Here is a 21,808-nt window from a genome sequence, read left to right on the forward strand (position 1 = left end):
GATTATACTTTTTCACATTCTATACTACTGCTAAGTTCTGTTCCTATCTGAATGATACGGGTAAATGTGAGGCTTGAATTTTAAATTTGGTTAACGTTCTTTCCTTTCCGGGTAAACAAGCCATCATCACAATATCCAAAAGTTTTGCAAGATAAGGTTGATTTCGGGAATCATCAGGAATTACAGCATCTATAATCAAAAGTTTTGCCCCTTTCGGCATTGCATATTTTTAAAATATGAATACATTCTTCATCAATCCAATCAACAAATAACCAATACAAAATAAATTATTCATAAAAAAATAATCTATTCTACTTTCTATGTAAAAAACGCTTAGCTCCTCAATACTATCCATTTACAAACGGATAATTCTGTATCTTTGTTCTAACTTCGATAAAGCCTATGCATTTTGCATACAATCAATTATAAAAAGTAAAGAAGAAAAGTACATGAAGAAGACAATAAAAAGAACGTTCAGGGTTTCAAAATATGTAATCTATAAGGAAACTCTGGTTGATTACAAAGAGCATTTTTGGTCATTTCTGGGTGCTTTTTTTGGAATTGGATTGATTGCTTTTATTCAGTCCCACTCTTTAGCACAGACTGAGAATATATTTCTGATCGGTTCTTTTGGAGCCTCAAGTGTTCTTATTTATGGAGCAATTCAGAGTCCTTTGGCCCAACCGAGAAATCTGGTTGGTGGACATGTTCTTTCAGCATTGGTGGGAGTTACAGTTTATCAGATCGTTCCGGACATCATATGGCTTTCTGCACCTTTGGCCGTAGCTTTTTCTATTGTATTGATGCAGTATACAAAAACTTTACATCCTCCGGGTGGGGCTACAGCATTGATAGCAGTGAGCTCTACGGGAAAAATTCCGGAATTAGGATACTGGTACGTCATCTCTCCTGTTTTGTCAGGGTGTATTATTCTTCTGCTCGTAGCTTTACTTTTTAATAATATAACACCTAACAGAAGCTATCCTACTCATAGCAGGTTTATAAGATTATTAAGAAAAAAGCACGCACATGCACACAAAATGAAAAAATAAAGATTATGAATTGTCTGGAATGTGGTGAAAAAATTATCGGGAGGTCTGATAAAAAATTCTGCAACGATGCCTGCAGAAATGCCTACAATAATAAGCAGAACAAGGATTCTACAAATCTGATGCGAAATGTAAACAACAAGCTTCGCAAAAACTACCGTATTCTGAAAGAAATAAATACCGATGGTAAAACAAAGATTGCCAAATCTAAGCTAGATGGCTTAGGTTTTGATTTTGAGTATTTCACCAACCTGAAAGTTTATAAAAATGGATCAGAGTACAGGTTTATCTATGATTATGGCTATAAAATTCTGGAAGAAGATTTTATTTTGATTGTAAAAAGCCAAGTCTAAATTATCTGCACCTCTCTCAAATGTATTATTATGAAAGAAATTGTCTTGATTACAGGAGCCAGCGGCATGATAGCACGGGAACTGGTCAAAAGAATAGGAAACGAATACGACATACGGTTACTTACCCGAAAAAAAGAACGTAATAATGAATATGAATGGGACATAAAAAAGGGTACCATAGATGAATCTGCAGTAGAAAATGTTTCTCATATCATTCACCTGGCGGGAGCCAATATATCGGAAAAACGCTGGACCGAAGAACGGAAAAAGGAATTGATATCCAGCAGGATTGATTCGGCGGGATTGCTTTTGAATGCCTTGAAGAAAAAAAATATACGACTTAAATCTTTTATTTCCGCTTCAGGTATCAATTATTATGGTACTGAAACTACAGAAAAAATTTTCACAGAAAAAGATGCTGCAGGCAATGATTTTCTAAGTGAAGTGGTTGTTCTTTGGGAAAAAGCTGCAGAGAAATTCAAAGAGCAAAATATTGCTGAAAGAGTTGTCAAAATACGTACAGCTGTTGTACTTTCTGAAAAAGATGGGGCCTTAAAGAAAATGATTCCACCTATCAAGTCATATATAGGATCACCTCTTGGAAACGGAAAACAATATATGCCATGGATTCATGTTGAGGATATTTGTTCTATCTATGAATTTGCTTTAAAAAACACGGCTATAAATGGGGCTTATAATGCAGTCTCACCTCAGCATGCCACCAATACTGATTTGACCAAGAAGATCGCTGAGGTACTTAATAAACCTTTATTCATGCCTAATGTTCCCGATTTTATTTTAAAATTAATATTTGGTGAATTGGCAACAGCTATACTAGAGGGCTCAAGGGCTTCTTCACAGAAAATTCAGGAGGCAGGGTTTCAATTTCAGTTTCCGGATTTAAAGAAAGCACTTGAAAATTTATTAAATCATAAAAAATAATTTGGTATTATGAAAAGACAACACGTATTTATGCTTTTCCTACTGCTTTCCATTTCCGTTTCTGGACAGAAAAACGAGGTTCTGAATGCTAAGGAAAAAGCTCTTACCGAACAGTTCAAAAATGAATACAAAAAGAAAAATTATAAAAAATTCACTGGTAAAATAACCGTAAAAGATAGTCTGGTCATGTTTGATGATAAGATTATTAATTACGATAAAAATGATAAGGAAACAAAAATACTGCTGCAGGAAGGGATTATCTATCCACAACTTTTAACAGATTATTTGATAGAAAAATTTCTCACAGACACTACCGACAAGATGCAGAGGAAATTTTACAAACTTCAGAAAGATCCCCACGCTTCCTTTGACATGTCCAATATGAAAATAATGGATACTCATCATCTGAGTTTTCTCAGTTCAAATCCTGAAGTAAAGGTATTCAATATTACTTCTAAAGACGGAAAATCACCAGGAACATCCAATTATCTTATTGAACTTACCAATAAAAATGCAACAACTGCAACTTCTATGGAAGACTTCATTAAAAATTCTAAGCTTACTTTTATCCTGAAGAATAATTAATTTTTCAAATTTTAAAAGTTATCATCAATAAATACCAAAATTTAAAAATCACTCCAAACAATTGAAATATATTATGGAAAAAACTCTTATGCAGAACAGTAGAATAAAAATCTTAAAAACAGAAATCCTTTCAGATAACTGGTATACTTTAAACAAAGTAACTTTCAATATTCAAAAAAAAGACGGAACTACTGAAACGCAAAGCAGAGAAGCTTATGACCGCGGAAATGGAGCTGTTATCCTTCTTTACAACACAAGTACCAACACGGTTATTCTAACCAGACAGTTCAGACTACCTACCTACATCAATGGAAATACCTCAGGAATGCTTATCGAGGCTTGTGCGGGGCTTTTAGACAATGACAATCCTGAAGACTGTATAAAACGAGAGACGGAAGAAGAAACAGGCTATAAAATATCAAAAGTTGAAAAAGTATTTGAAGCTTATATGTCTCCCGGTTCTGTAACGGAAATTCTTCACTTCTTTATTGCTGAATATTCCAATGAAATGAAGATAACAAACGGCGGCGGCCTTGAAGAAGAGGGCGAAAACATTGAGGTTTTAGAACTTTCTTTTGACAAAGCACTGACCATGATTGATTCTGGAGAGGTTAAAGATGCAAAAACGATTATGCTGCTGCAGTATCTGAGACTCAAAAATATTATATAGTTTAACAGCGTCTGCATTAAAGCAATTCATGTATGAAGAAAAATCAAGTATTGATTATAGCTTTTATTCTATTTTTAACAAGTTGTAATCAGGTTGATAAAGACCCAAAAGCAACAAATTCAAATATCAGAATAATGGATAACTCAGAAATTATTAAACATGTAAAGCTCGCAATAAACCCTAAATTCCAAGACTGGGTTCTTTTCAAAAATGGGACTTACCTTATTTTTGAAAATGCCGACACCATTAAAAGTGTAAATGATGAAGCAATAAAGCAGATGAAAGAATTTGGGCCGGTGTTTGCCGGAGGTCCCGCCGGTGATTTCAGTACCATTCATTTAACGAAAACGGAGGGCTGGATAATTTCCGGACATGGCTACGGAATGTACACCTATGTAAACCCGTCAGAGATTGAAAATAAAACACCCAATGATATAGAAATTGGGTTATTTGGCAGAACAAAAAGAGATCTTGACGGAAAAAACCCTGAAATAATATACACAAACAGTCGTAAAAAGTAGCTTATAATAATTTTTTTTAAAATGATACAGGATCATATTACCGTTCAAAACCGTTATAAAGATTTCATAAAAAAAATCATTGAAACAGAAATCGTGTACACCTTAAAGGATGAAAAAGGATATGCAACTTCCTACTCCAACGAAATAGAAGATGAAGATGGTGAACCGACACAGATTGTTTGTTTCTGGTCAGATCCTGCGAGAGCAAAATCCTGCGTGGATCAGGAATGGAGTCATTATGAGGTCTCTCCTATTTCCCTCAGAGAGTTTATAGAAAACTGGTGCTTAGGGATGAACAGTGACGGTCTCATTGTCGGAACTAATTTTGACAGTCATCTTTTCGGCTATGAAGCCGAGCCTCTAGAGGTTATTATGGATAGTATTGAAGAGCTTAGAACTACCGGAAAATCTTTGGAACTGAGAAAATTCGAAAATATGGGGGACCTTGAAAGCCAGATCAGGGAAATTTTGAAAGATTAATGTACATATCCTTATATCAATCAGCACATGCTAAAGACCTTGGGAATTAAAATTATTAAAATAATGGCTGGGATTTCAGTCATTATTTTTAGTATTCTGATGCTGAAAACGATTTCCCAATATACTTCTCTTGAGAAAAATGTAGGCTTTCTCGCATTTAAACAAAACGTGATTGACAACCCTTACTGGATGACTTTTTTTTACATCCATATTTTCTCAATAACGCTTTGTCTTTTGGCTGGCTTAACGCAGTTTTCTAATCTGTTTTTAGAGGAGAATAAAAAGTTGCACAGAATCATTGGAAAGATCTATGTTTACAATATTCTTATCATTAATGTTCCTGCATGTTTTGTATTGGGATTATTTTCAAATGGTGGATTAACAGGAATTGTAGGATTTCTAATTCAGGATATTCTTTGGGCTTATTTTACCATTAGGGCAGTACTTTTCATTAAAAAAGGAAATGTAACTGATCATAAAAATTATATGATTCTAAGCTATGCGATCACCACGACTGCCATTACATTCAGAATCGTTAAAAATTTATTCTATAATGAAAAGTATCATGATTATGAGCTTTTCTATGGTCTCAATGTTTGGCTGGCCCTTGTTGTAAACTTATTGATTGCTTATTTAATTCTTAAAAGAAATCGCCCTTTATTACCGTTGAAAAGAGACATTCGCCAGGAAAATAACAACGGCAATAAACAGTATTGATAAAAATGAAACAAGGAAAACCAGTAAGTTTAAAAATACGGCATAATTACTCTTCATTGTCCATCTTTTACAGAAACGCATCATGAGATAAGCCATTGCCGTAAAAATTGCCAAAATAAGTACCAGATAAAGAAAATCCCAATTTATATCAGTAAGCTCCCAGCCCATAAAATTATTTTAATCCAATATAATATTTTTTTTTGAAAGACACCAGAATGGCTCCAAATCTCACTGATTTCAGGTATTTTTATGAAATATTTAGACTAAAAAGAAAAAATGATAATAAAGAATATAGACCACATTGTATTAACGGTTGCCAGTATAGAAAAGACGATTGAATTTTACACTCAGATTATGGGATTTGAAGTAGTAACATTCGGAGAAAACCGAAAGGCACTCATCTTTGGAAATCAAAAGATCAACCTACACCAAAAAGGCTATGAGTTTGAACCTAAGGCTGACAGCCCAACCTGTGGTTCTGCAGATCTTTGCTTCATTGCAGAAACGGATATTCAGGAGGTAGTGGAAGAACTGAAGCAGAAAAACATTAAAATTATTGAGGGAATTGTAGATAGAACCGGCGCTGTGGGGAAGATAAAATCCGTCTATTTCCGTGATCCGGACGAGAATCTCATTGAGGTAAGTAATTATTAAAGCTGTTTAAATTTTTTTATTAAACCACAAATAAGATACACAAGCTTTTTAAACACTTAAGCTATTTAAGTGGTATACTTTGTGTATAAGAAGTACAATAAAGTTTTGTTGAAAATCAAAGATTTTCATCTTATGTGAACTTAATTGTGTAATAATTCCTTACACTTTCTAAAGTGTACTAAAGTGTTAAAAATAAAAAAAATTGTGATTAAGTTTAAACAGACTTATTATTAAAAGATCAATTTAAACCATTAAGATCAGTAAAGAAATAGAATTTTCTTATCACCTTAATGGTTTAAAAATTTCATATTATACATCCATATCATTCTCTTCTCCAAAAGCCTTCCAATAGTTATATTTATCAGGATTGGCAAAAGCTGGATCTTCCTTATAAAAGTACAAAAGTCTGCTCAAAGCATGAGTATAAGTGGAATATCCCAAAGCTTTTTCATAGTGACTGATCGCTTTTTTTATATTTTGCTTTACACCAAGGCCATCATCATACAGGATTCCGTAATAGATGTTGGAATAAGTATTTTCGCTGTCTTTTCTTAAATAGCGTTGAAGGTTGGCATAATCTCTTTTTTGATAATAGATCTCAGATATCTTATCCTCATTGAACTGGAACTTCTTTTCTGCCTGCTTATAATAATCCAATGCAATATCATAATCCTGCAATACATAATCACCATAGAAGTATAAAATTCCCAGATTTTGCATTGCTAATCCGTTGCCAAGCTCAGCAGCCCTACGGAAATATTGTAAAGCTTTTTTAATGTTCTGCGGGTATCCTATACCATTTTGATAATGATAGCCAAGATTATTCAATGCGTAGGTTTGGTCCTGTAATGCTGCTTTTTCATACAGGATAAGTCCTTTCTGAAGATCGTAATACTTTGGAGGAGTGTTGTCATCTGTATAAATATACCCTAGTTCTACCATCATATTGGCATCACCTCGCTCTACTCCTATCTTATAAAGCCTGATGGCATCTTTAATGTTCCCTTCTTGGGCATATTCTTCGGCACGCGATGCTAAAGTTTCATTATCAAAATGAGCTTCATATCCGGAACCTAACTTTTCTTTCCATGTATTGTAGAAATTAAGAAAATACTGCTGATCCTTTCCACGCAGATTATATCTTTTATCATATAAAGAACCCATTTGAGAGCTGGAAACCTTGTATAATTCTCTTTCGGAATTTAATATAAACATTTCATTCCCCTTAAAAAGGCAAAGCAGCTGTTCATCATATTCTATTCCCTCACAGATATAATCATAAATCTCACTTTTCACATCTGTCTTTTGATCATAATAAAGCATTCCTCCAGCAACAGTGATACGAAAGGTTTCCTGTTTACAAGCTTCAATTTTCTTATATTCTTTGGATGACGCAATCATCCAGTGGTCTTCTGATGCATTATACAATCCTATTCCATTTTGGTCAGAAAGCAGAAATACGTCTTGCATAAACTGGGAATACCAGTCTCTGTGAATATTTTCAATGGTATTATTTTCCAGCCTAAACTGTTGATGACTTGTGTCGTAAATATACCATACCTTATCTTTTTTGTAAGCAAAAGCAGTATAGCTGTAGTCTCCCAAAACCATCATTACATCTATTTCCGAATCCAAAAGGTTTCCATCCGGTTTTATAACGCAAGTCTTTTTCTGAAACTTATTAGGATTGACTCTGTAATAGCCATTTGAGATATGAACCAGTGAATCTTCAGGATGTTCTCCGAAGTAAACTCCATTCATTGTATAATAAGATCTCTTGGAGGTTCCTGTCTTTTTACTAAAGATCAAATCATTATAATCATACTCAAAAGGGCTTTCTGAAAGATCTGCAATAACTTGTTTGTTGGATAGATTGACCACACGGTAGTTTCCATCTTTTTTTGCATTAAAAAGCCCGTTGTACCAAAGAATATCCAGTTCTTCGTATTCACAAGGAATGATAAGTTCCCCGGAAGCAATGTCAATCATCCCCCATTTACCATCAACTTCTACATTTCCGTAATTTTTTTCATCTATAGGAAAAGTATCAATAGCATCGTCATAAATACATTCAATGAGAACCTTTCCATCATTTCTCAGATATCCAAACTTCCCGTTTTTTTGCGCTACGGCAATACCTTCAGTATTGAATGCAAAAATTTCATCATAAACGGAAGGCATTACTATATTCCCTTTACTATCCTTCAGCCCCCAAAGTGCATTTTCTTCAAAAGGTTCTGTTGGGTTTTTATACAATTCATCATTCCAGTATCCCAGTCCATATTCTATCCAATCTGTTTCCAGCAATTCTAAAAAAGAATCATAACCACGTCTTGCAAAAATTTCCTTTTCCAACCCGACAAGGTTCTGATTTCGCATTGCTTTCTCATAGAGTTTATTTTTTTCTGTGATTTCCAACACCCAGTCTTTGGCCTGATTTGTATGGCTTTCTTCATTCATGTTGAATACATCTGTTGCATTCATTGAAAAGGTATCATAAGGAAGTGCCTCCAGAAATTCAAACATTTTGTTTACCGGCTCATAATATACTTTTTTATAATGAAGCTGGTAATGGTCTGCTAGCAGTTGGTAGAAGCGTCTTAATCTTGAAACACCTTCTACTTTATCAAAAAAAAGTCCTTTCCCTTTCGATCTGGGGTTTCCACCAAATAAAGGTATGAACAGCTCAGGGATTTCATAGTTCCATTCTCCCAGATAATATGGATATACCTCTTTGGTCTGTGAGTCAAAATTATATACATAAATACGGTGTGCCATATATTTTATATTTCAACAGTTAGAATCCAAACTTAGAAAACAGCCCCGGTTTTTTCCATGAAGCTTTATATTCATCTGCAATAGAGTCATACTCCGGAAATGATCGCACATGGTCCAATAGAGCGTGAGCATCTTTAAGATTTCCATCCTGATACAATACAACAGCTTTTGCCAATTCTACACTTTCCGTAAGATCATCATATCCCCATTCTTCATCATTATAGATTTTACTGAATCTTTCTGCAAGCATTAAAGTCTGATCCTTATTATTTAGTTTTTCATAGATTCGGATTCCGTAGCTTAACCAAAGCACATAATCTTCCGGATCCATAGCGTCGTCATTTTCAGCATCATATTGACTGAATATAGAGGCTGCTTCTGTATAATCACCCTGAAGAAAATTACTTTTAACGATCATATAAATTGTTTTGGCCTTATCAAAATCATTTAAAAGAAAGTCTTTTTTATTTTCCAGATAATTTTTGGCTGCTTTTGCTACATTTTTGTAGTTTTCTTCCTCATTATAGATCTGCATCAATGCATACTGCGGATTAGGTTCCTTGGGAAAACGTTCTGCCAGATCGTTATAATAAGATAATCTGGTGTCGTGATCTTCACTTTCCAGACGTGGATAAAGGATTCCCTCCAAAACATTTTTACCTGCTTCCAGATCCCTGTAGTCATAATCACTGATCTCAGGATTATCCATTGTATGCTGGTAGAAGTAATTAAGGGCTTCTTCGGCATCAGAATACACTTCAGGAGAGCCTTGCAAGCCTAAAACTTCTATCTGGCGTGCTCTGTAGTACAGGTTTTTATAGAGATAATCTTCATCCTCATCATCGTACAAGCCGAAATAACTATTCAGTGCCTCTTCTGCTTTCTCATAATTTTCTTCAAATAGCAATGCATCAATCAATACAAGATGAAGTTCCCTGAATTCTGAATATTTCAACCCTTCAGAGGCAACCTTTATTGCAGAAAGATGATCACCCAATAAAGAATGCTTAATGGCCAGATTATTACAACACATCGCTCTGGTGTGCATATCGTTGTAATAATTACTTTCAAACTGCTCTTCTTCATAATATCTTTGAAAAGCTTCATAAGCCTGTTGGTAAACCATAGTATGAACTTCAGTCCATTTGATCTGGTCTTCCTCATCCTCTATTTCCTCTATAAATTCATTAAGATAAACTCCTTCGTTATAAATATCAGTAGGCAAATCTGTGAAAGCCGGAATTTCAGAGGGTATGATTTTATGTAAGTGATATTCTGATTCTACTTTTCGTCTCCATGCTGTTGCATTGGAAGAGCGTTCTACAGCTTTTTCCAGTAAAGGAATTGCTTCAGAATATTGCATTGCATCATAGAAATAAGTTCCTGCAAAGTGATAGCCTGAGAAAATTTGCGGATGGGTATTGATGACCTCAAGGGCATGTTGCTTATAAAAATCGTCCGCAATTTTCAGCATATCAGCGTAATTCCGTTCAATGATCAGCTGGTAATAGAAAACATCAGGATGATTGAATCCGTTTTGAATCAATTCTGCAAAACGCTGATGCCATTCTACCAGCTTTTCCTGTATAAACATCGCGCTGTTACTCCCTTTAATAGCTTTCAACATCATCTTCAATGAAAGATCCGGTGCATTATTTTCATAGGCAATATCTGCAAGGTTTATAAAGTCAGAATCCTCTCTGCTTACAAATGTGGAATGTTCCCGATCAATAAGAGCGGTAAGTTCTTCCCCGGAGATCATCTTTTCACGGTCCAGCAGATAGATCTTTTTGATCCAGAACAACGATGTATTTTTATCTCTAAGTTCACGATTGTCGGCAAATTCTCTTTGGAAGTAGTACATCCCTGCTTCAAGGCTATTTAAAAGAGGTTTATTCTCACCCAGAGATTCATATATTTTGACTAAAAAATCATAGCCATAGACTTCATTTTCAGAATCGTCCAGTAAACGCTCTGCGTAAGCTATAAATTCTGCTTTATTTTCTTCAGTAATATGTTTCTTTACCCTACCTATCTGCATCAATGTATATTCGTTGCTTAAAGGATAATTCAGGATATTATAAAGTGCTCTTATGTTGTTGGGATTCACATTTAGAATCCTGCGTAGATAAGGAATAACCTTGTCGTGGATAGCATTATAGGCTTCCTCATGCCCATCATAGTAAACCTTGTCATGGTAGGCCACTGCCATTAAGAATAATACCTCTTCATCCTCAGGGTTTGACAATAAATATTGTTCTCCCTCTGCAATACACTGTTCCAGATCTCCCTGATAAAACAGTTGCTCTAATTTATTATACATTATTAATATTTTGTTCTAATAATTTTATCATTTCATTTGCTGCACGCCCAGATAAATTCTGCACGTTCTTTATATTCTATGCAAAATATAAAAAACAAAGTGAAAAACAAATGCCAAAGCTTATAAAATAAGGAAAGGCATTCAATAAAAACAGGTTTAATTCTTTAGATTTTGGGTTTAAATGAGTATTTTTAAATCCAAAATTCAGAAAATTCGGGCACTATGCATATGAAAAAAATGATGATAGGTTTTTCCCTGGTTCTATATGTTGCTGCTTGGGGACAAAAAAAGCCTGCTCAGAGTAATAAACTGGTACTTTACAGTTATCAAACTTTTGGTTGTGACAACAAGGGATATTTTGATCCTTCAAAATATAAAAAGGAGGAAATAGATGGTACTTACAAACTTTTATATCCTTTAGACTGGTCTCCGTTTTCTTCTCTTATTGTTTTTAGCCCTTCAAAATTTGATGATATTCGCAGTAACAGCAACCACCTTTTACAACAAGCTGAAAAAGACTATCTGAAAAGAAAAAAAGAACTTTTGGACCTTAAAACAATGGATCTTCCTATTTGGAAAAAACAGCAAGAAGAGGCTATGAAGCTTTTGGAAAACGAATATCAACTCAGAAAAGAGCTTCTTATGGCCTATTCTGATCCTCAGTCTCTTAAAAACAGTAAATTTTATAATACCTGTAAAGAATATATTGATGCCATCACCACCAATGATAAGCAAAAAATGTATTCGGTATGGAAAAGTTTGTTTGAGCAAAAAAATAATGAAGAAACTTATTCCGGTACAAAGGACGTATTTAATGCTAAATGGAACGATCAACGAAAAGATGATTTTGCACTCATAGATCTCATCAATGCTTTCAGTAATTGTGCTAATCACAGTTTCAGAACTAAGGTAGATGAGGAGGGTACTTTATTTAAGGCTTTTGAAAAGGTTTTTGTAAAATTGAAAAGAGATTGCGACGAGCCATAAACCCGCCTGTTTAAAGCAAAAAATTAAAATTCACATTAAATTACAAAAATCGATAGATAAAATTGATCTAATTCTTTAATTTTCAAATTTAAAGCCTTAATTTTGCACTGAAATTTTAGAAAATTCGGATTCTTTCTACAACTATGCGCATGAAAAATATGATGATTGGGCTTTCTATAGCCTTATCTGCTCCTGTTTGGGGACAAAAAGGCCCTACAAAAACAAACAATCTGACACTATATAGCTATCAGACATTCAACTGTGATAACAAGGGGTATTTTGATGCTACCAAATATGAAAAAGAAGAAATAGACGGGGTTAATAAACTTTTATATAAATTCAACGGGGTTCATTTTGATACCAACCCCATCTTTAAACTTTCAAGCCTTGAAGATGTTCGTAAAAATAAAGATATTCATTTAGAAAATCTGGAAAAACAGTATCAGGAAAAGAAGAAAGAACTTTACAGCCTTAAGGTAATTAACCTTCCTGTATGGCAAAACTTGTACGAAGAGGCAATCAAGACCTTTGAAAATGAATATGAACTGAACAAGGAAGAAATTCTGGCTTTCTCTGACCCTACCACTCTTAAAGACAGCAAGTTCTACGCAACCTGCAAGGAACCTATTGATGCCATATCTTCTCCGGACAGAGAGAAAATGTTTGCCTCATGGAAGATGTATACAGAGCTTAAAAGTAAAAACAATGCTGATCCGCAAGGAGTGATGAACCGATTTAATGCTAAAATGGATGATCCTCAAAAGGAAGATTATGCTCTTATAGATCTCATTGGTCTTAGTTTTCATAACTGTGCCAACAGCAGTTTCAGACAGAAACGTGATGACGAGGGAACGGTTTATAAAAGCTTTGACAAAATCTTTACAAAGCTGAAAAAGAATTGCGATGAACCATAAAGAAAATTAAAAATTTAAATATTATAATGGCAGTACTCATTTTGGGTACTGCTTTTTTATTTAAAATCCTATGAATAAAAGTTCTGGGTTAAAGAACGGTTAAGGGAAGGTTAATGACATTCTATTTCTTTGCCTTGGTTATAAATAGATTTATTTTCGTCGGAAAATACTACTCATATGGATTTTATTTATCTTTTTTTTACGGCATTTATCAGCATGGCAGTTTCGGCACAAAAGGGGCCTGCAGTTATTCCTTTTTCTCTGGAGAACAACTCTGTTTATCTACAATGTAAAGTAAACAAAACGGACAGCATTAAATTCTTATTTGACACGGGAGCAGATGGCTCTGTCATCAATATCAATTCAAAGAAAAAAGTAGCTCTGAAAATTGACGGAAAATCAGAAAACAGGGGTTCAAATGGTGTAAATACGGTTGATTACAGCAGCCAGAATACCGTAGAGTTTGGAAATATAAAGAAAAATGCTGTTCTCTTTACTCTGATTCCTTATGGTGCGGTTAATTTTGATGGTGTTTTTGGTACAGATATGATGAAAGGGAAAATCATTGAGATCGATTATCACAAAAATGTAATCCGGTTTTATGATGAAAATGATGCATCTATTGATTATTCAGGATACGAAAAAATGAAGCTTCACATGATTGACAACTACCCTGCCATAGAAAGCATCATCACTATAAATGGTAAACAATATTCAGGATTTTTCGGTCTTGACACCGGAGCGGACGATGCTTTAACTATAGCTTCTCCTTATGCTAAAAAGAATGCCTTTAGCAGCGCCATGAAAACTATCGGGAAAGCCACGGCACAAGGTTCTGACGGTTCAGTCTATGAAATGCCTGTTGTACTTTGTCCGTCCATTCAATTTGCACAGAAATACCTTTATAATATCCCTATTACACTTTCCGGCTCTACTGAAGGGATTGATTCCTCAGAAAAAATGGCAGGATTTTTCGGAAACGGCTTTTTAAAAAGGTTCAATACCATTATTGATTTTAAGAATCAGTATATTTATTTTAAACTGAATAAAAATCTGTATTCGGAGTTTAATTAATTATTTTAAGATTATTATTGATCATAAAAAAATACGTATTTGGTTTTGAATTTGATAGTAATATAAAAAGCTCGGATATTCCTCATTCTTCAGAAATATTATGAGGGGTTTCCAGATGTTAGATCTGTAAATGAATAAGAATGAAAAAACAGGATAAAAATATTTCTTTCAGACAGGTAGAAATAGTAAACCAATTTCTTGCTGAACTAGACCAACACCTGGCTGATCTTCAGTCAGGGCAAGTTGAAACAGCATATGAAGTTAATCAATTTGCAGAGCTTTTATTTATCAATCCGAATCACTTAAGTGATACTGTCAAAGAAGTTATAGGAAAATCACCGTGTGCGGTGTATGAAGAGAAACTGATTGTTATTTCTAAAGAGATGATCATCAATACCAACAAGCCTATTAATGAGATCGCAAGAATATTAGACTACGATCCTTCTAATTTCACGAAGTTCTTCAAACGATTTACTGGTAAAACACCAAAAAAATACAGAAATGAGAACCATCCTGATCTAAAAACAGAAGAGGTTACCATTTAAACAGAAAAGGTTACTATTTTGTCTGTCATACGCTTTTTAATTTTGCATTATTATTTAATGATAAAATTATGACAAGCAAAAAGACAGCTCTGATTACGGGAGCAAATAAAGGAATCGGTTTTGAAACAGCAAAACAACTTTTACAACTTGGGTATTTCGTCTTCATTGGAAGCAGAGATCTTGACAGGGGTTTAAAAGCTGTTGAAACCTTAAAGGATTTGGGTTACACGGATGTCGATATTTTACAAATTGATGTCACCAATTTACTCTCTGTGCAACAAGCCAAAACTGAACTGGAATCTAAGATTTCCAAACTGGATGTTCTGATCAATAATGCAGGAATAATAGGAGAAATGCCTCAAAATGCATCCTCTATTTCTTTAGATAATATCAGAACCGTTTATGAGACCAATTTCTTTGGAGTAATTCAGGTAACCCAACACTTATTGGATTTAATGAAAAAGTCTGAACATCCTAGAATTGTTAATGTTTCCAGTGATCTGGGTTCATTAACTAATCAGAGCAATCCTAATTATGAATTTTATGATGTTAAACCTATCGCCTACTCCAGTTCAAAAACAGCCGTCAATACTTTTACAGTAATGCTTGCTTATGAGCTTAAAGACACAAATTTTAAAATCAATAGTGTCAACCCAGGATTCACAGCTACTGATCTTAATGGATTTACCGGATATCAAACTCCAGAGCAAGGAACCAAAGCTATCATAGCATTTGCTACAATTGATGATAACGGACCTTCTGGAAAATTTTTCAGTGATGGATTTGAGGTAGCCTGGTAGCAAAATCGAAGTAGAATATTTTCATTTTAGTAAAAAAGAGTTATTAAGTTGAAACAAAAAGCGCCTCAGAAATTCTGAGGCGCTTTCGGTTAATTAAAGGCTTAATTTATTTATCTAAATGCTTAGGAGTAAATCCGTCCTCATTTAGTTCTCTGTGTTCATATTCAGCTTTCATTTCAGCTTCATAGTCTACTTTAGTATCTTTACCCATTCTTCTTAGAACAGAGTCAAATAGAGAGTATACTACCGGCACAATGATCAAGGTAAGGAATAGAGATGATGTTAAACCACCAATAACTACCCATGCAAGACCTTTGTTCATTTCTGCTCCTGCTCCACTTGCCAATGCAATCGGTAACATACCGAAGATCATTGCAATTGTTGTCATCAGGATCGGACGAAGACGTGCGTGGTTGGCCTGTACCAAAGCATCATGTGTATTAGCTCCTGCTGCTTTTCTTGCATTCGTAAAGTCAACGATAAGGATCGCATTCTTCGCTACAAGACCAATCAACATGATCATACCTAGCATGGTAAAGATGTTCAATGAATTGGCTGTCAAGGCAAGAATAACCATTACCCCGATCATCGCCAATGGAATAGAGAACAATACCACGAAAGGATACACGAAACTATCATATAGTGAAACCATTACCAGATATACCAATACGATAGCTGCTAATAATGCAATTCCTAAAGTACCGAAACCTTCCTGCTGGTTTTCCATATCACCACTCCAAATGTAATCTACACCAATAGGTTTCTTCTTGCTATCCATGAACTGATTTGCCCATTCATTAGCAACGTCACCAACGGGTCTACCCACTGCTTTTGCTCTTACTTTTACAGATGGAGATTTATCTCTACGCTCAAGCAAACTTGGTCCTGAACCCATCTTTACATCAGCAAACTGACTTAGACGAATTTGCTGTCCCTGAGGGTTTGTAAACATAAGGTTTTTAACATCATCAATGGATTGTCTGTTCACATCTCCAAAACGGATATTAATATCGTATTCATATTCTCCGGCTCTGAATTTTCCGTCTGTATTTCCGTTGAATGCAGTCTGCATCGTTTGTCCTACACTTGAAAGGTTCAAGCCTAAAGAAGCCATTTTATCTCTGTCAATAGACACCTGTACTTCAGGGTTACCTGAGTCTGTGGATAATTCTGCATCTACTGCTCCAGGAACTTTTTTCAATAATTCTAAGATTCTTGTTGCTTCTTTTACAGCCATTGCATTATCCGGAGCTGTTACTACCATTTCGATTGGAGCATTTTCAGCACCCATAATACCGATTGGAGCAGTTTTGAATTCAACTCCTGTGAATTTCTCTTCTAGCTCTCTTTTTATTTTCGCGGCTTTGATGTTAGTACTTTCAGAACGTTCAGATTTGTCTGTTAAGTTTACCTGAACCTCAGATTGGTACGTTGTTGCCTGAGCACCACCAAAACCTGTAGACTGCTGTCCTACTGTTGTAATAAGGTCTACAACATCTTTATCGTTTCTTAAAAACTTCTCAACATCTAATGTTAATTGGTTTGTTTTTTCAACAGTTGCATCTTTTGAAAGTTCCATCTGTACCAAGAACTGACCACGGTCAATTGGCGGGAAGAATTCTCCTCCAATGAAACCAAATGCTACTAACATGAATGAACTGATCAAAACAATGAATGTAATAATCACAGTAGAAATTCTTCTCAACGTCGTTTTCAGACACCATTCAAGAATTCCTGTGATCCAGTGCGTGAAGCTGTCGATTAACCCCTCAAACCAAAGAATGAATTTCTCGAACCAGTTTTTACCTGTTAAGTGCTCTAGTTTACCAAATCTTGATGACAACCAAGGAATGATGGTAAATGAAGCCAACAATGATAATAAGGTTGCAATAACCACCGTGACACAGAACTGAGCCAAGATGTTTGCTACAAGACCTGAACTCATTGCAATTGGTAAGAATACTACCACAATTACCAATGTAATAGCAGCAACAGTAAATCCAATTTCTGAAGCTCCGTCATAGGCTGCTCTGATCTTGCTTTTCCCCATCTCCATATGACGGTAGATGTTCTCAAGTACAACAATTGCGTCATCCACAAGGATACCTACCACGAGCGATAGTCCTAGTAAACTCATCAAGTTCAAAGTATACCCCATTAAGTTCATTCCGATAAATGCTGCCACCAATGAAGCCGGGATAGAAACCATTACAATAAATGCATTTCTGATACTGTGAAGGAATAATAGCATTACAATTGCCACAAGAATAATCGCTAAGAATAAGTCGAAAATAACGTGGTTTGCAGATTCCAGGGTAAATTCTGTTGTATCATTTACAATTTTTACTTTTACTCCCTGAACTTTATAAGCTTCTTCTACTGTTTTAATGGTTTTCTGAACGCTTTCAGATACAGCTACCGCATTCGCATCAGACTGCTTTTTCACCTGCATCAAAATGGTAGAAGACTGGTTGAATCTCGCTACTTTTTCAGCATCTTTCTGAGAGTCAAAAACTGTTGCAATATCAGATAAACGAACCTGTGCACCATTTTTATTGGAAACAACAAGGTTGTTCATTTCCTCAATCGACTTATATTTCCCTGATAATCTAATCGTAGATTTTGAGGTTCTCGTTTTCAAACTACCTGTAGGGAAGTCAAGGTTTGAGGAAAGAATTGACTGCTGTACATCTGATATTGAAAGTCCGTACCCCTGTAATTTTTTCTCATCCAGATTCACCTGAATTTCTCTTTCCTGTCCACCCACAAGGTCAACCTGAGCGACACCGTTTACACGGGAGAAAATGGGTTCTATCTTTTTATCTAATAAATCGTAAAGATCCTTACTATTTAATTTATCAGATGAAATACTCATTGTGATAATAGGTAAATCATCTAAGGAGAATTTATTCAGTGACGGTGCTTTTACATCATCCGGAAGGTCTGCCAGAATAGCGTTTACCTTTCTCTGAGCATCATTCAATGCATAGTCAACATCTGCTCCATCGTTCAGCTGAACCATGATAACGGATAAACTTTCATATGAAGAAGATTCTACTTTTTTTACATTTTCCAAAGAACCTACGGCATCCTCAATCTTTCGGGTGACGGACGTCTCCACCTCTGCCGGTGAAGCTCCCGGATACACCGTGGAAATAGTTACCATGTTGGTTTCAAACTTCGGAATCAATTCGTATCCCATGAGCGTATAACTCAGGATACCTCCCAACGTCAGAATTGTAAATAATACAATTACCAACGAGGGTCTTTTAATCGATATTTCTGCTAACTTCATATATCGTTTACTTTATAATGTTTACTTTAGATCCGTTGTCCAGGTTGATCTGTCCGCTGGTTACCACTTGCTCACCTCCGTTCAATCCGCTTAACACCTGTACTTTATCTCCGTAAACTTTTCCAATGGTTACTTTAATTAATTTAGCAACACCATTCTGAACAACAAATAACTGTCCTGAACTTACACCGTTTACAAACGCTTCAGCAGGAACTGTCAGCATATTCTGAGTTTCTGCACCATTGTTTGTGCTAAATTTAGCAGTTGCATACATACCTGCTTTTAGGTTTCCTCTGTTCTGAACTTCAATTTCAACAGGGAAATTCAAGGAAGCATCACTTTTTGGAGCGATAAATGTAATTCTACCTACAAAAGAATCTTCTGGTAAAACGTTAACCTTAATTGGAACTTCCTGCCCTAGCTGAATTTTTCCGATCTGGCTTTCGTCTACCAATACGGAAAGCTTCAAGCTGTTGATATTAACGATTTCAAACATAGAAGTTCCTATGGAAACAACTGTACCTGGCTCAACCATTTTTTTATTGATTGTACCACTGATCCCTGCACGGATGCTGGTATCATTTACTCTTACACCCTGAGCTTTTACAGCTGCCTGTGCATTTTTCAGCTGCAGTCTTGAATTATCTACCTGCTGTTTTGTAACACCTCCTGTTTTAAAGGCGTTTTCGTAACGCTGATTATCGATAATAGCATTCTGCAAGTTATTCTGAGCCTGTGTAACATCCACTTCGATAGCATCTCTCTTGATGGTTGCCAAAACCTGACCTGCTCCTACTCTTGAACCTTCTTTCACCAAAACGCTTACAATACGTCCGGCAATTTCAGAAGACTGATTCATCTCCTGCTTAGGAAGAAATGTTCCGTTTGCAGAATAGTCTGTATCTATATTTTCTCTTGCAACCGTTACAATATTTACATTGATTTTATCTACCTGCTTGGCAACCTCCTTTACTTCCTGAGTCTGCTTTTCTTTGTTACCGGCAATCTTATATGCGGCCAACCCTACAAGTACAGCTGCTACGATGATATATATTAAAGTTTTTTTCATTTTAGTTTATTATAAGTTTTGTAGTGTGTTCAATTCACCCTTAGCTTTTATTAGCTTGATCTCAGCTTGCTTGTAATCCAACAATGCATTAGAATAGTTCTGTTTTGCTTGTGTTAAAGCATTTTCAGAATCCAAGACTTCTGTAAGCGTTGCTAAACCATACTGATAATTGGACTGGGTATTTTTCTGTACTCTTTCTGCAAGATCTACGTTATCTTTCATGCTCTGGATATTGATGATTGCATTTTCCATATTGGTTATGGAATTTTTATAATCCAGATCCAAACTCAGCTGTGTTTTTTGGATATCCTGATCTAAATCCTGAAGATCAATTTCTGCCTGCTGAATCTTAGCTTTTGTAGCTCCACCTGTGAAAATAGGAATACTAACATTCAAACCGATTGCTGAATAATCACTCCAAAGCACTCCATTATTAAGACCATTGGTTAAAGGGAATTTTTTCCCCATACCAGCCCAACCATAATTTGCTGTAAGGTTAACAGTAGGATAAAGATAGGCTTCTGTAGCTTTTTTGTTAAACTGAAGAAGCTCTCTATTTTTATTTAAAACTCTGATTTCCGTGCGGTTATCAAGATTTACATTACTTGCTATCAATTCAGGTTTTGGCTCAATCGTTTTTTCTTCAAGCTCGATATCTGTACCGATAGGAACTCCCATATAAAATTTCAGAGCATTTTTTGAAAGCTCAACAGAGTTAATCAACTGCTGTCTATTTGACCCAATATTAGTAAGCTGTACATTGGTACGATCTAAGTCTATGCTTTTTGCAAGACCATTATCTACCAAGCTTTTAATTACATTTCTTACTTTCTCAGTATTAGCATAACTAGCTTTTACTGTTTTAAGGTTTTCTTCCTGTACAAACACCTGATAATAAGCTGTTGCTACATTCTCAATGATCTGCTCATTGGTTAATTCAGCATTTAGTACGTAAAACTCTCTTGTAGATTTTGCAGCTTTAAGTCCTGTGAAAACTCTTTGGTCAAATAAAGCCTGCTGAAGCTGAACAACAGCACTAGAACTCCAAGGCTGACCCAACTGAGCTCTGATTCTCTCTCCTCCAAATTCAAGCAAAGATTCCTGAATTACTGGATTGTATGTAAGTCCGGCTGTTGCACTGATCTGCGGAAGAGCACCGGCTCTGGCCTCATCAATCTTATATTCAGCTTTTTTTATCTGTAAAGCAGCTTTCTTAGCCTCTGCTTTATTTTGTAGTGCCTGTTTAATTGCCTCCTGCAGAGAAACCTGCTGCTGGGCAGACACCGATGAAAAGCCGAAAATCATAAATGCAGCAGCTATCCCTATTTTTAGCTTTCTAGCAGTTATACGTTTTCTGTTCATAATTTTATACTTCGTTTATTTTTTTATACACTTGTTATTATTTTCTTTCTAAATGACGAATCATTTTTAGAAATACTTTATATTTTTTTAGTTTTTAAATAACATATTGATAATGATCTCTTTTCGTGCTGAAATAATCTTATCATAATCCTCATCACTAATCATTAGATTCTCCATAAAAAGAGGTCTAATTGCACTTGGAAAAACCAATAGTGAAACCATATTCAGTATAAACTGAACAGGGTCCATTGTTTCAATATTTCCCAATTCCATTTCTTTCTCGATATCGCTGTACATTTTTTGAAGGATATCTTCTTCTATTTCTCTTTGATGGCAGGTTCCCTTGTTGATCTGGGAAACGATATAGCTTTCCAGGTATGGGTACTGAAGACTGGTAGAAAGGCTACTTTCTATAAATTCGCTGATCTTTTCCTTGAAAGGAAGATCTGAATTCTGGATGATCTTTGATTTTTCCTGCTCTACTTTTTGAGCTTCATCAAAGATGATCTGAATCAGTTTATCTCTTGATCTGAAATAATAGTTAATAAGGGTTCTGTTTACTCCCGCTTCATCAGCTATTTCCTGCGTAGTAGCATCAAATTTTCCTTTCACAAAGAACAAATTCTTCGCTGTCTCCTTGATCAATTCCTGTGTTTGGTCTTTTTTTGCTTGATTTGACATTTTTGTTAA

At 35.3% G+C, this 21,808-nt stretch carries 21 protein-coding genes; 14 read left to right on the forward strand and 7 right to left on the reverse strand.

All coding sequences use genetic code 11. The features are described from left to right. Positions 1 to 43: 43 nt before the first annotated feature. The gene (locus C1638_RS01785; RefSeq protein WP_109617645.1) at positions 44 to 220 is read right to left on the reverse strand and encodes a class I SAM-dependent methyltransferase; all 177 of its coding nucleotides are present in this window, start codon (positions 218 to 220) and stop codon (positions 44 to 46) included. Between the two features lie 229 nt (positions 221 to 449). Here C1638_RS01785 and C1638_RS01790 point away from each other — a divergent pair, with 229 nt between their 5' ends. The 9 genes from C1638_RS01790 to C1638_RS01830 all read left to right on the forward strand — a co-directional run bounded on the left by C1638_RS01790 (position 450) and on the right by C1638_RS01830 (position 5,971). Continuing rightward, a complete protein-coding gene (locus C1638_RS01790; protein ID WP_109617647.1) occupies positions 450 to 1,052 on the forward strand; it encodes an HPP family protein in 603 nt (200 codons plus the stop codon). A gap of 5 nt (positions 1,053 to 1,057) precedes the next feature. After that, entirely contained in the window at positions 1,058 to 1,402 is a 345-nt protein-coding gene (locus tag C1638_RS01795; RefSeq protein WP_185140405.1) for a hypothetical protein, read from the forward strand. A 30-nt stretch (positions 1,403 to 1,432) separates the two neighbouring features. Beyond that, positions 1,433 to 2,344, forward strand: coding sequence for a TIGR01777 family oxidoreductase (locus C1638_RS01800; protein ID WP_109617651.1), 912 nt, complete (start codon positions 1,433 to 1,435; stop codon positions 2,342 to 2,344). Between the two features lie 9 nt (positions 2,345 to 2,353). After that, a complete protein-coding gene (locus C1638_RS01805) occupies positions 2,354 to 2,929 on the forward strand; it encodes a hypothetical protein (protein ID WP_123838307.1) in 576 nt (191 codons plus the stop codon). Positions 2,930 to 3,017: 88 nt separating this feature from the next. Next, positions 3,018 to 3,599, forward strand: coding sequence for a GDP-mannose pyrophosphatase NudK (gene nudK / locus C1638_RS01810; RefSeq protein WP_109619035.1), 582 nt, complete (start codon positions 3,018 to 3,020; stop codon positions 3,597 to 3,599). A gap of 32 nt (positions 3,600 to 3,631) precedes the next feature. Further along, entirely contained in the window at positions 3,632 to 4,120 is a 489-nt protein-coding gene (locus tag C1638_RS01815; RefSeq protein ID WP_109617661.1) for a hypothetical protein, read from the forward strand. A 21-nt stretch (positions 4,121 to 4,141) separates the two neighbouring features. Then, a complete protein-coding gene (locus C1638_RS01820) occupies positions 4,142 to 4,600 on the forward strand; it encodes a DUF2750 domain-containing protein (RefSeq protein ID WP_109617663.1) in 459 nt (152 codons plus the stop codon). Positions 4,601 to 4,663: 63 nt separating this feature from the next. Beyond that, a complete protein-coding gene (locus C1638_RS01825) occupies positions 4,664 to 5,317 on the forward strand; it encodes a DUF2306 domain-containing protein (RefSeq protein ID WP_165826484.1) in 654 nt (217 codons plus the stop codon). A gap of 276 nt (positions 5,318 to 5,593) precedes the next feature. Next, positions 5,594 to 5,971 (forward strand): VOC family protein, encoded by a 378-nt coding sequence (locus tag C1638_RS01830; RefSeq protein ID WP_109617668.1) that lies wholly within the window; start codon positions 5,594 to 5,596, stop codon positions 5,969 to 5,971. 309 nt (positions 5,972 to 6,280) lie between these two features. Here C1638_RS01830 and C1638_RS01835 read toward each other — a convergent pair whose 3' ends face one another. Further along, the gene (locus C1638_RS01835) at positions 6,281 to 8,749 is read right to left on the reverse strand and encodes an SEL1-like repeat protein (RefSeq protein ID WP_109617670.1); all 2,469 of its coding nucleotides are present in this window, start codon (positions 8,747 to 8,749) and stop codon (positions 6,281 to 6,283) included. A 19-nt stretch (positions 8,750 to 8,768) separates the two neighbouring features. Next, complete coding sequence (locus C1638_RS01840; RefSeq protein WP_109617672.1) at positions 8,769 to 11,072, reverse strand: tetratricopeptide repeat protein; 2,304 nt, start codon at positions 11,070 to 11,072, stop codon at positions 8,769 to 8,771. A 222-nt stretch (positions 11,073 to 11,294) separates the two neighbouring features. Between C1638_RS01840 and C1638_RS01845 the strand changes: the two genes are divergently transcribed. The 5 genes from C1638_RS01845 to C1638_RS01865 all read left to right on the forward strand — a co-directional run bounded on the left by C1638_RS01845 (position 11,295) and on the right by C1638_RS01865 (position 15,392). After that, positions 11,295 to 12,059: a hypothetical protein gene (locus C1638_RS01845; RefSeq protein ID WP_228427980.1), complete on the forward strand. Its 765-nt coding sequence runs from the start codon at positions 11,295 to 11,297 to the stop codon at positions 12,057 to 12,059. Between the two features lie 149 nt (positions 12,060 to 12,208). Beyond that, a complete protein-coding gene (locus tag C1638_RS01850; protein WP_109617674.1) occupies positions 12,209 to 12,973 on the forward strand; it encodes a hypothetical protein in 765 nt (254 codons plus the stop codon). Positions 12,974 to 13,150: 177 nt separating this feature from the next. Beyond that, a complete protein-coding gene (locus C1638_RS01855) occupies positions 13,151 to 14,047 on the forward strand; it encodes a retropepsin-like aspartic protease (RefSeq protein ID WP_109617676.1) in 897 nt (298 codons plus the stop codon). Positions 14,048 to 14,187: 140 nt separating this feature from the next. Then, positions 14,188 to 14,592 (forward strand): helix-turn-helix domain-containing protein, encoded by a 405-nt coding sequence (locus tag C1638_RS01860; protein WP_109617678.1) that lies wholly within the window; start codon positions 14,188 to 14,190, stop codon positions 14,590 to 14,592. 68 nt (positions 14,593 to 14,660) lie between these two features. Further along, positions 14,661 to 15,392, forward strand: coding sequence for an SDR family oxidoreductase (locus C1638_RS01865; RefSeq protein WP_109617680.1), 732 nt, complete (start codon positions 14,661 to 14,663; stop codon positions 15,390 to 15,392). Positions 15,393 to 15,498: 106 nt separating this feature from the next. Here the strand turns inward: C1638_RS01865 and C1638_RS01870 are convergent, their stop codons facing one another. From C1638_RS01870 to C1638_RS01885, 4 genes are all read right to left on the reverse strand, one after another. Next, the gene (locus C1638_RS01870; RefSeq protein ID WP_109617682.1) at positions 15,499 to 18,687 is read right to left on the reverse strand and encodes an efflux RND transporter permease subunit; all 3,189 of its coding nucleotides are present in this window, start codon (positions 18,685 to 18,687) and stop codon (positions 15,499 to 15,501) included. Between the two features lie 7 nt (positions 18,688 to 18,694). Beyond that, positions 18,695 to 19,756: an efflux RND transporter periplasmic adaptor subunit gene (locus tag C1638_RS01875; protein ID WP_109617685.1), complete on the reverse strand. Its 1,062-nt coding sequence runs from the start codon at positions 19,754 to 19,756 to the stop codon at positions 18,695 to 18,697. A 9-nt stretch (positions 19,757 to 19,765) separates the two neighbouring features. Further along, on the reverse strand, positions 19,766 to 21,118 hold the full coding sequence (locus C1638_RS01880; protein ID WP_109617687.1) for a TolC family protein: 1,353 nt from the start codon (positions 21,116 to 21,118) through the stop codon (positions 19,766 to 19,768). 87 nt (positions 21,119 to 21,205) lie between these two features. Beyond that, positions 21,206 to 21,799 carry a TetR/AcrR family transcriptional regulator gene (locus tag C1638_RS01885; RefSeq protein ID WP_106917642.1) on the reverse strand — a complete coding sequence of 198 codons (594 nt, stop codon included), beginning with the start codon at positions 21,797 to 21,799 and terminating at the stop codon, positions 21,206 to 21,208. Positions 21,800 to 21,808: the final 9 nt, after the last annotated feature.

It is taken from the genome of Chryseobacterium oncorhynchi (assembly GCF_002899895.1).
In the GTDB taxonomy this organism is placed as follows: domain Bacteria; phylum Bacteroidota; class Bacteroidia; order Flavobacteriales; family Weeksellaceae; genus Chryseobacterium; species Chryseobacterium oncorhynchi.

Excerpts from the sequence above, each read along its gene's own strand:
- C1638_RS01785 (WP_109617645.1), bottom strand. The coding sequence starts at position 220 with ATGCCGAAAGGGGCAAAACTTTTGATTATAGATGCTGTAATTCCTGAT.
- C1638_RS01790 (WP_109617647.1), top strand. The coding sequence starts at position 450 with ATGAAGAAGACAATAAAAAGAACGTTCAGGGTTTCAAAATATGTAATC.
- C1638_RS01795 (WP_185140405.1), top strand. The coding sequence starts at position 1,058 with ATGAATTGTCTGGAATGTGGTGAAAAAATTATCGGGAGGTCTGATAAA.
- C1638_RS01800 (WP_109617651.1), top strand. The coding sequence starts at position 1,433 with ATGAAAGAAATTGTCTTGATTACAGGAGCCAGCGGCATGATAGCACGG.
- C1638_RS01805 (WP_123838307.1), top strand. The coding sequence starts at position 2,354 with ATGAAAAGACAACACGTATTTATGCTTTTCCTACTGCTTTCCATTTCC.
- nudK (WP_109619035.1), top strand. The coding sequence starts at position 3,018 with ATGCAGAACAGTAGAATAAAAATCTTAAAAACAGAAATCCTTTCAGAT.
- C1638_RS01815 (WP_109617661.1), top strand. The coding sequence starts at position 3,632 with ATGAAGAAAAATCAAGTATTGATTATAGCTTTTATTCTATTTTTAACA.
- C1638_RS01820 (WP_109617663.1), top strand. The coding sequence starts at position 4,142 with ATGATACAGGATCATATTACCGTTCAAAACCGTTATAAAGATTTCATA.
- C1638_RS01825 (WP_165826484.1), top strand. The coding sequence starts at position 4,664 with ATGGCTGGGATTTCAGTCATTATTTTTAGTATTCTGATGCTGAAAACG.
- C1638_RS01830 (WP_109617668.1), top strand. The coding sequence starts at position 5,594 with ATGATAATAAAGAATATAGACCACATTGTATTAACGGTTGCCAGTATA.
- C1638_RS01835 (WP_109617670.1), bottom strand. The coding sequence starts at position 8,749 with ATGGCACACCGTATTTATGTATATAATTTTGACTCACAGACCAAAGAG.
- C1638_RS01840 (WP_109617672.1), bottom strand. The coding sequence starts at position 11,072 with ATGTATAATAAATTAGAGCAACTGTTTTATCAGGGAGATCTGGAACAG.
- C1638_RS01845 (WP_228427980.1), top strand. The coding sequence starts at position 11,295 with ATGCATATGAAAAAAATGATGATAGGTTTTTCCCTGGTTCTATATGTT.
- C1638_RS01850 (WP_109617674.1), top strand. The coding sequence starts at position 12,209 with ATGAAAAATATGATGATTGGGCTTTCTATAGCCTTATCTGCTCCTGTT.
- C1638_RS01855 (WP_109617676.1), top strand. The coding sequence starts at position 13,151 with ATGGATTTTATTTATCTTTTTTTTACGGCATTTATCAGCATGGCAGTT.
- C1638_RS01860 (WP_109617678.1), top strand. The coding sequence starts at position 14,188 with ATGAAAAAACAGGATAAAAATATTTCTTTCAGACAGGTAGAAATAGTA.
- C1638_RS01865 (WP_109617680.1), top strand. The coding sequence starts at position 14,661 with ATGACAAGCAAAAAGACAGCTCTGATTACGGGAGCAAATAAAGGAATC.
- C1638_RS01870 (WP_109617682.1), bottom strand. The coding sequence starts at position 18,687 with ATGAAGTTAGCAGAAATATCGATTAAAAGACCCTCGTTGGTAATTGTA.
- C1638_RS01875 (WP_109617685.1), bottom strand. The coding sequence starts at position 19,756 with ATGAAAAAAACTTTAATATATATCATCGTAGCAGCTGTACTTGTAGGG.
- C1638_RS01880 (WP_109617687.1), bottom strand. The coding sequence starts at position 21,118 with ATGAACAGAAAACGTATAACTGCTAGAAAGCTAAAAATAGGGATAGCT.
- C1638_RS01885 (WP_106917642.1), bottom strand. The coding sequence starts at position 21,799 with ATGTCAAATCAAGCAAAAAAAGACCAAACACAGGAATTGATCAAGGAG.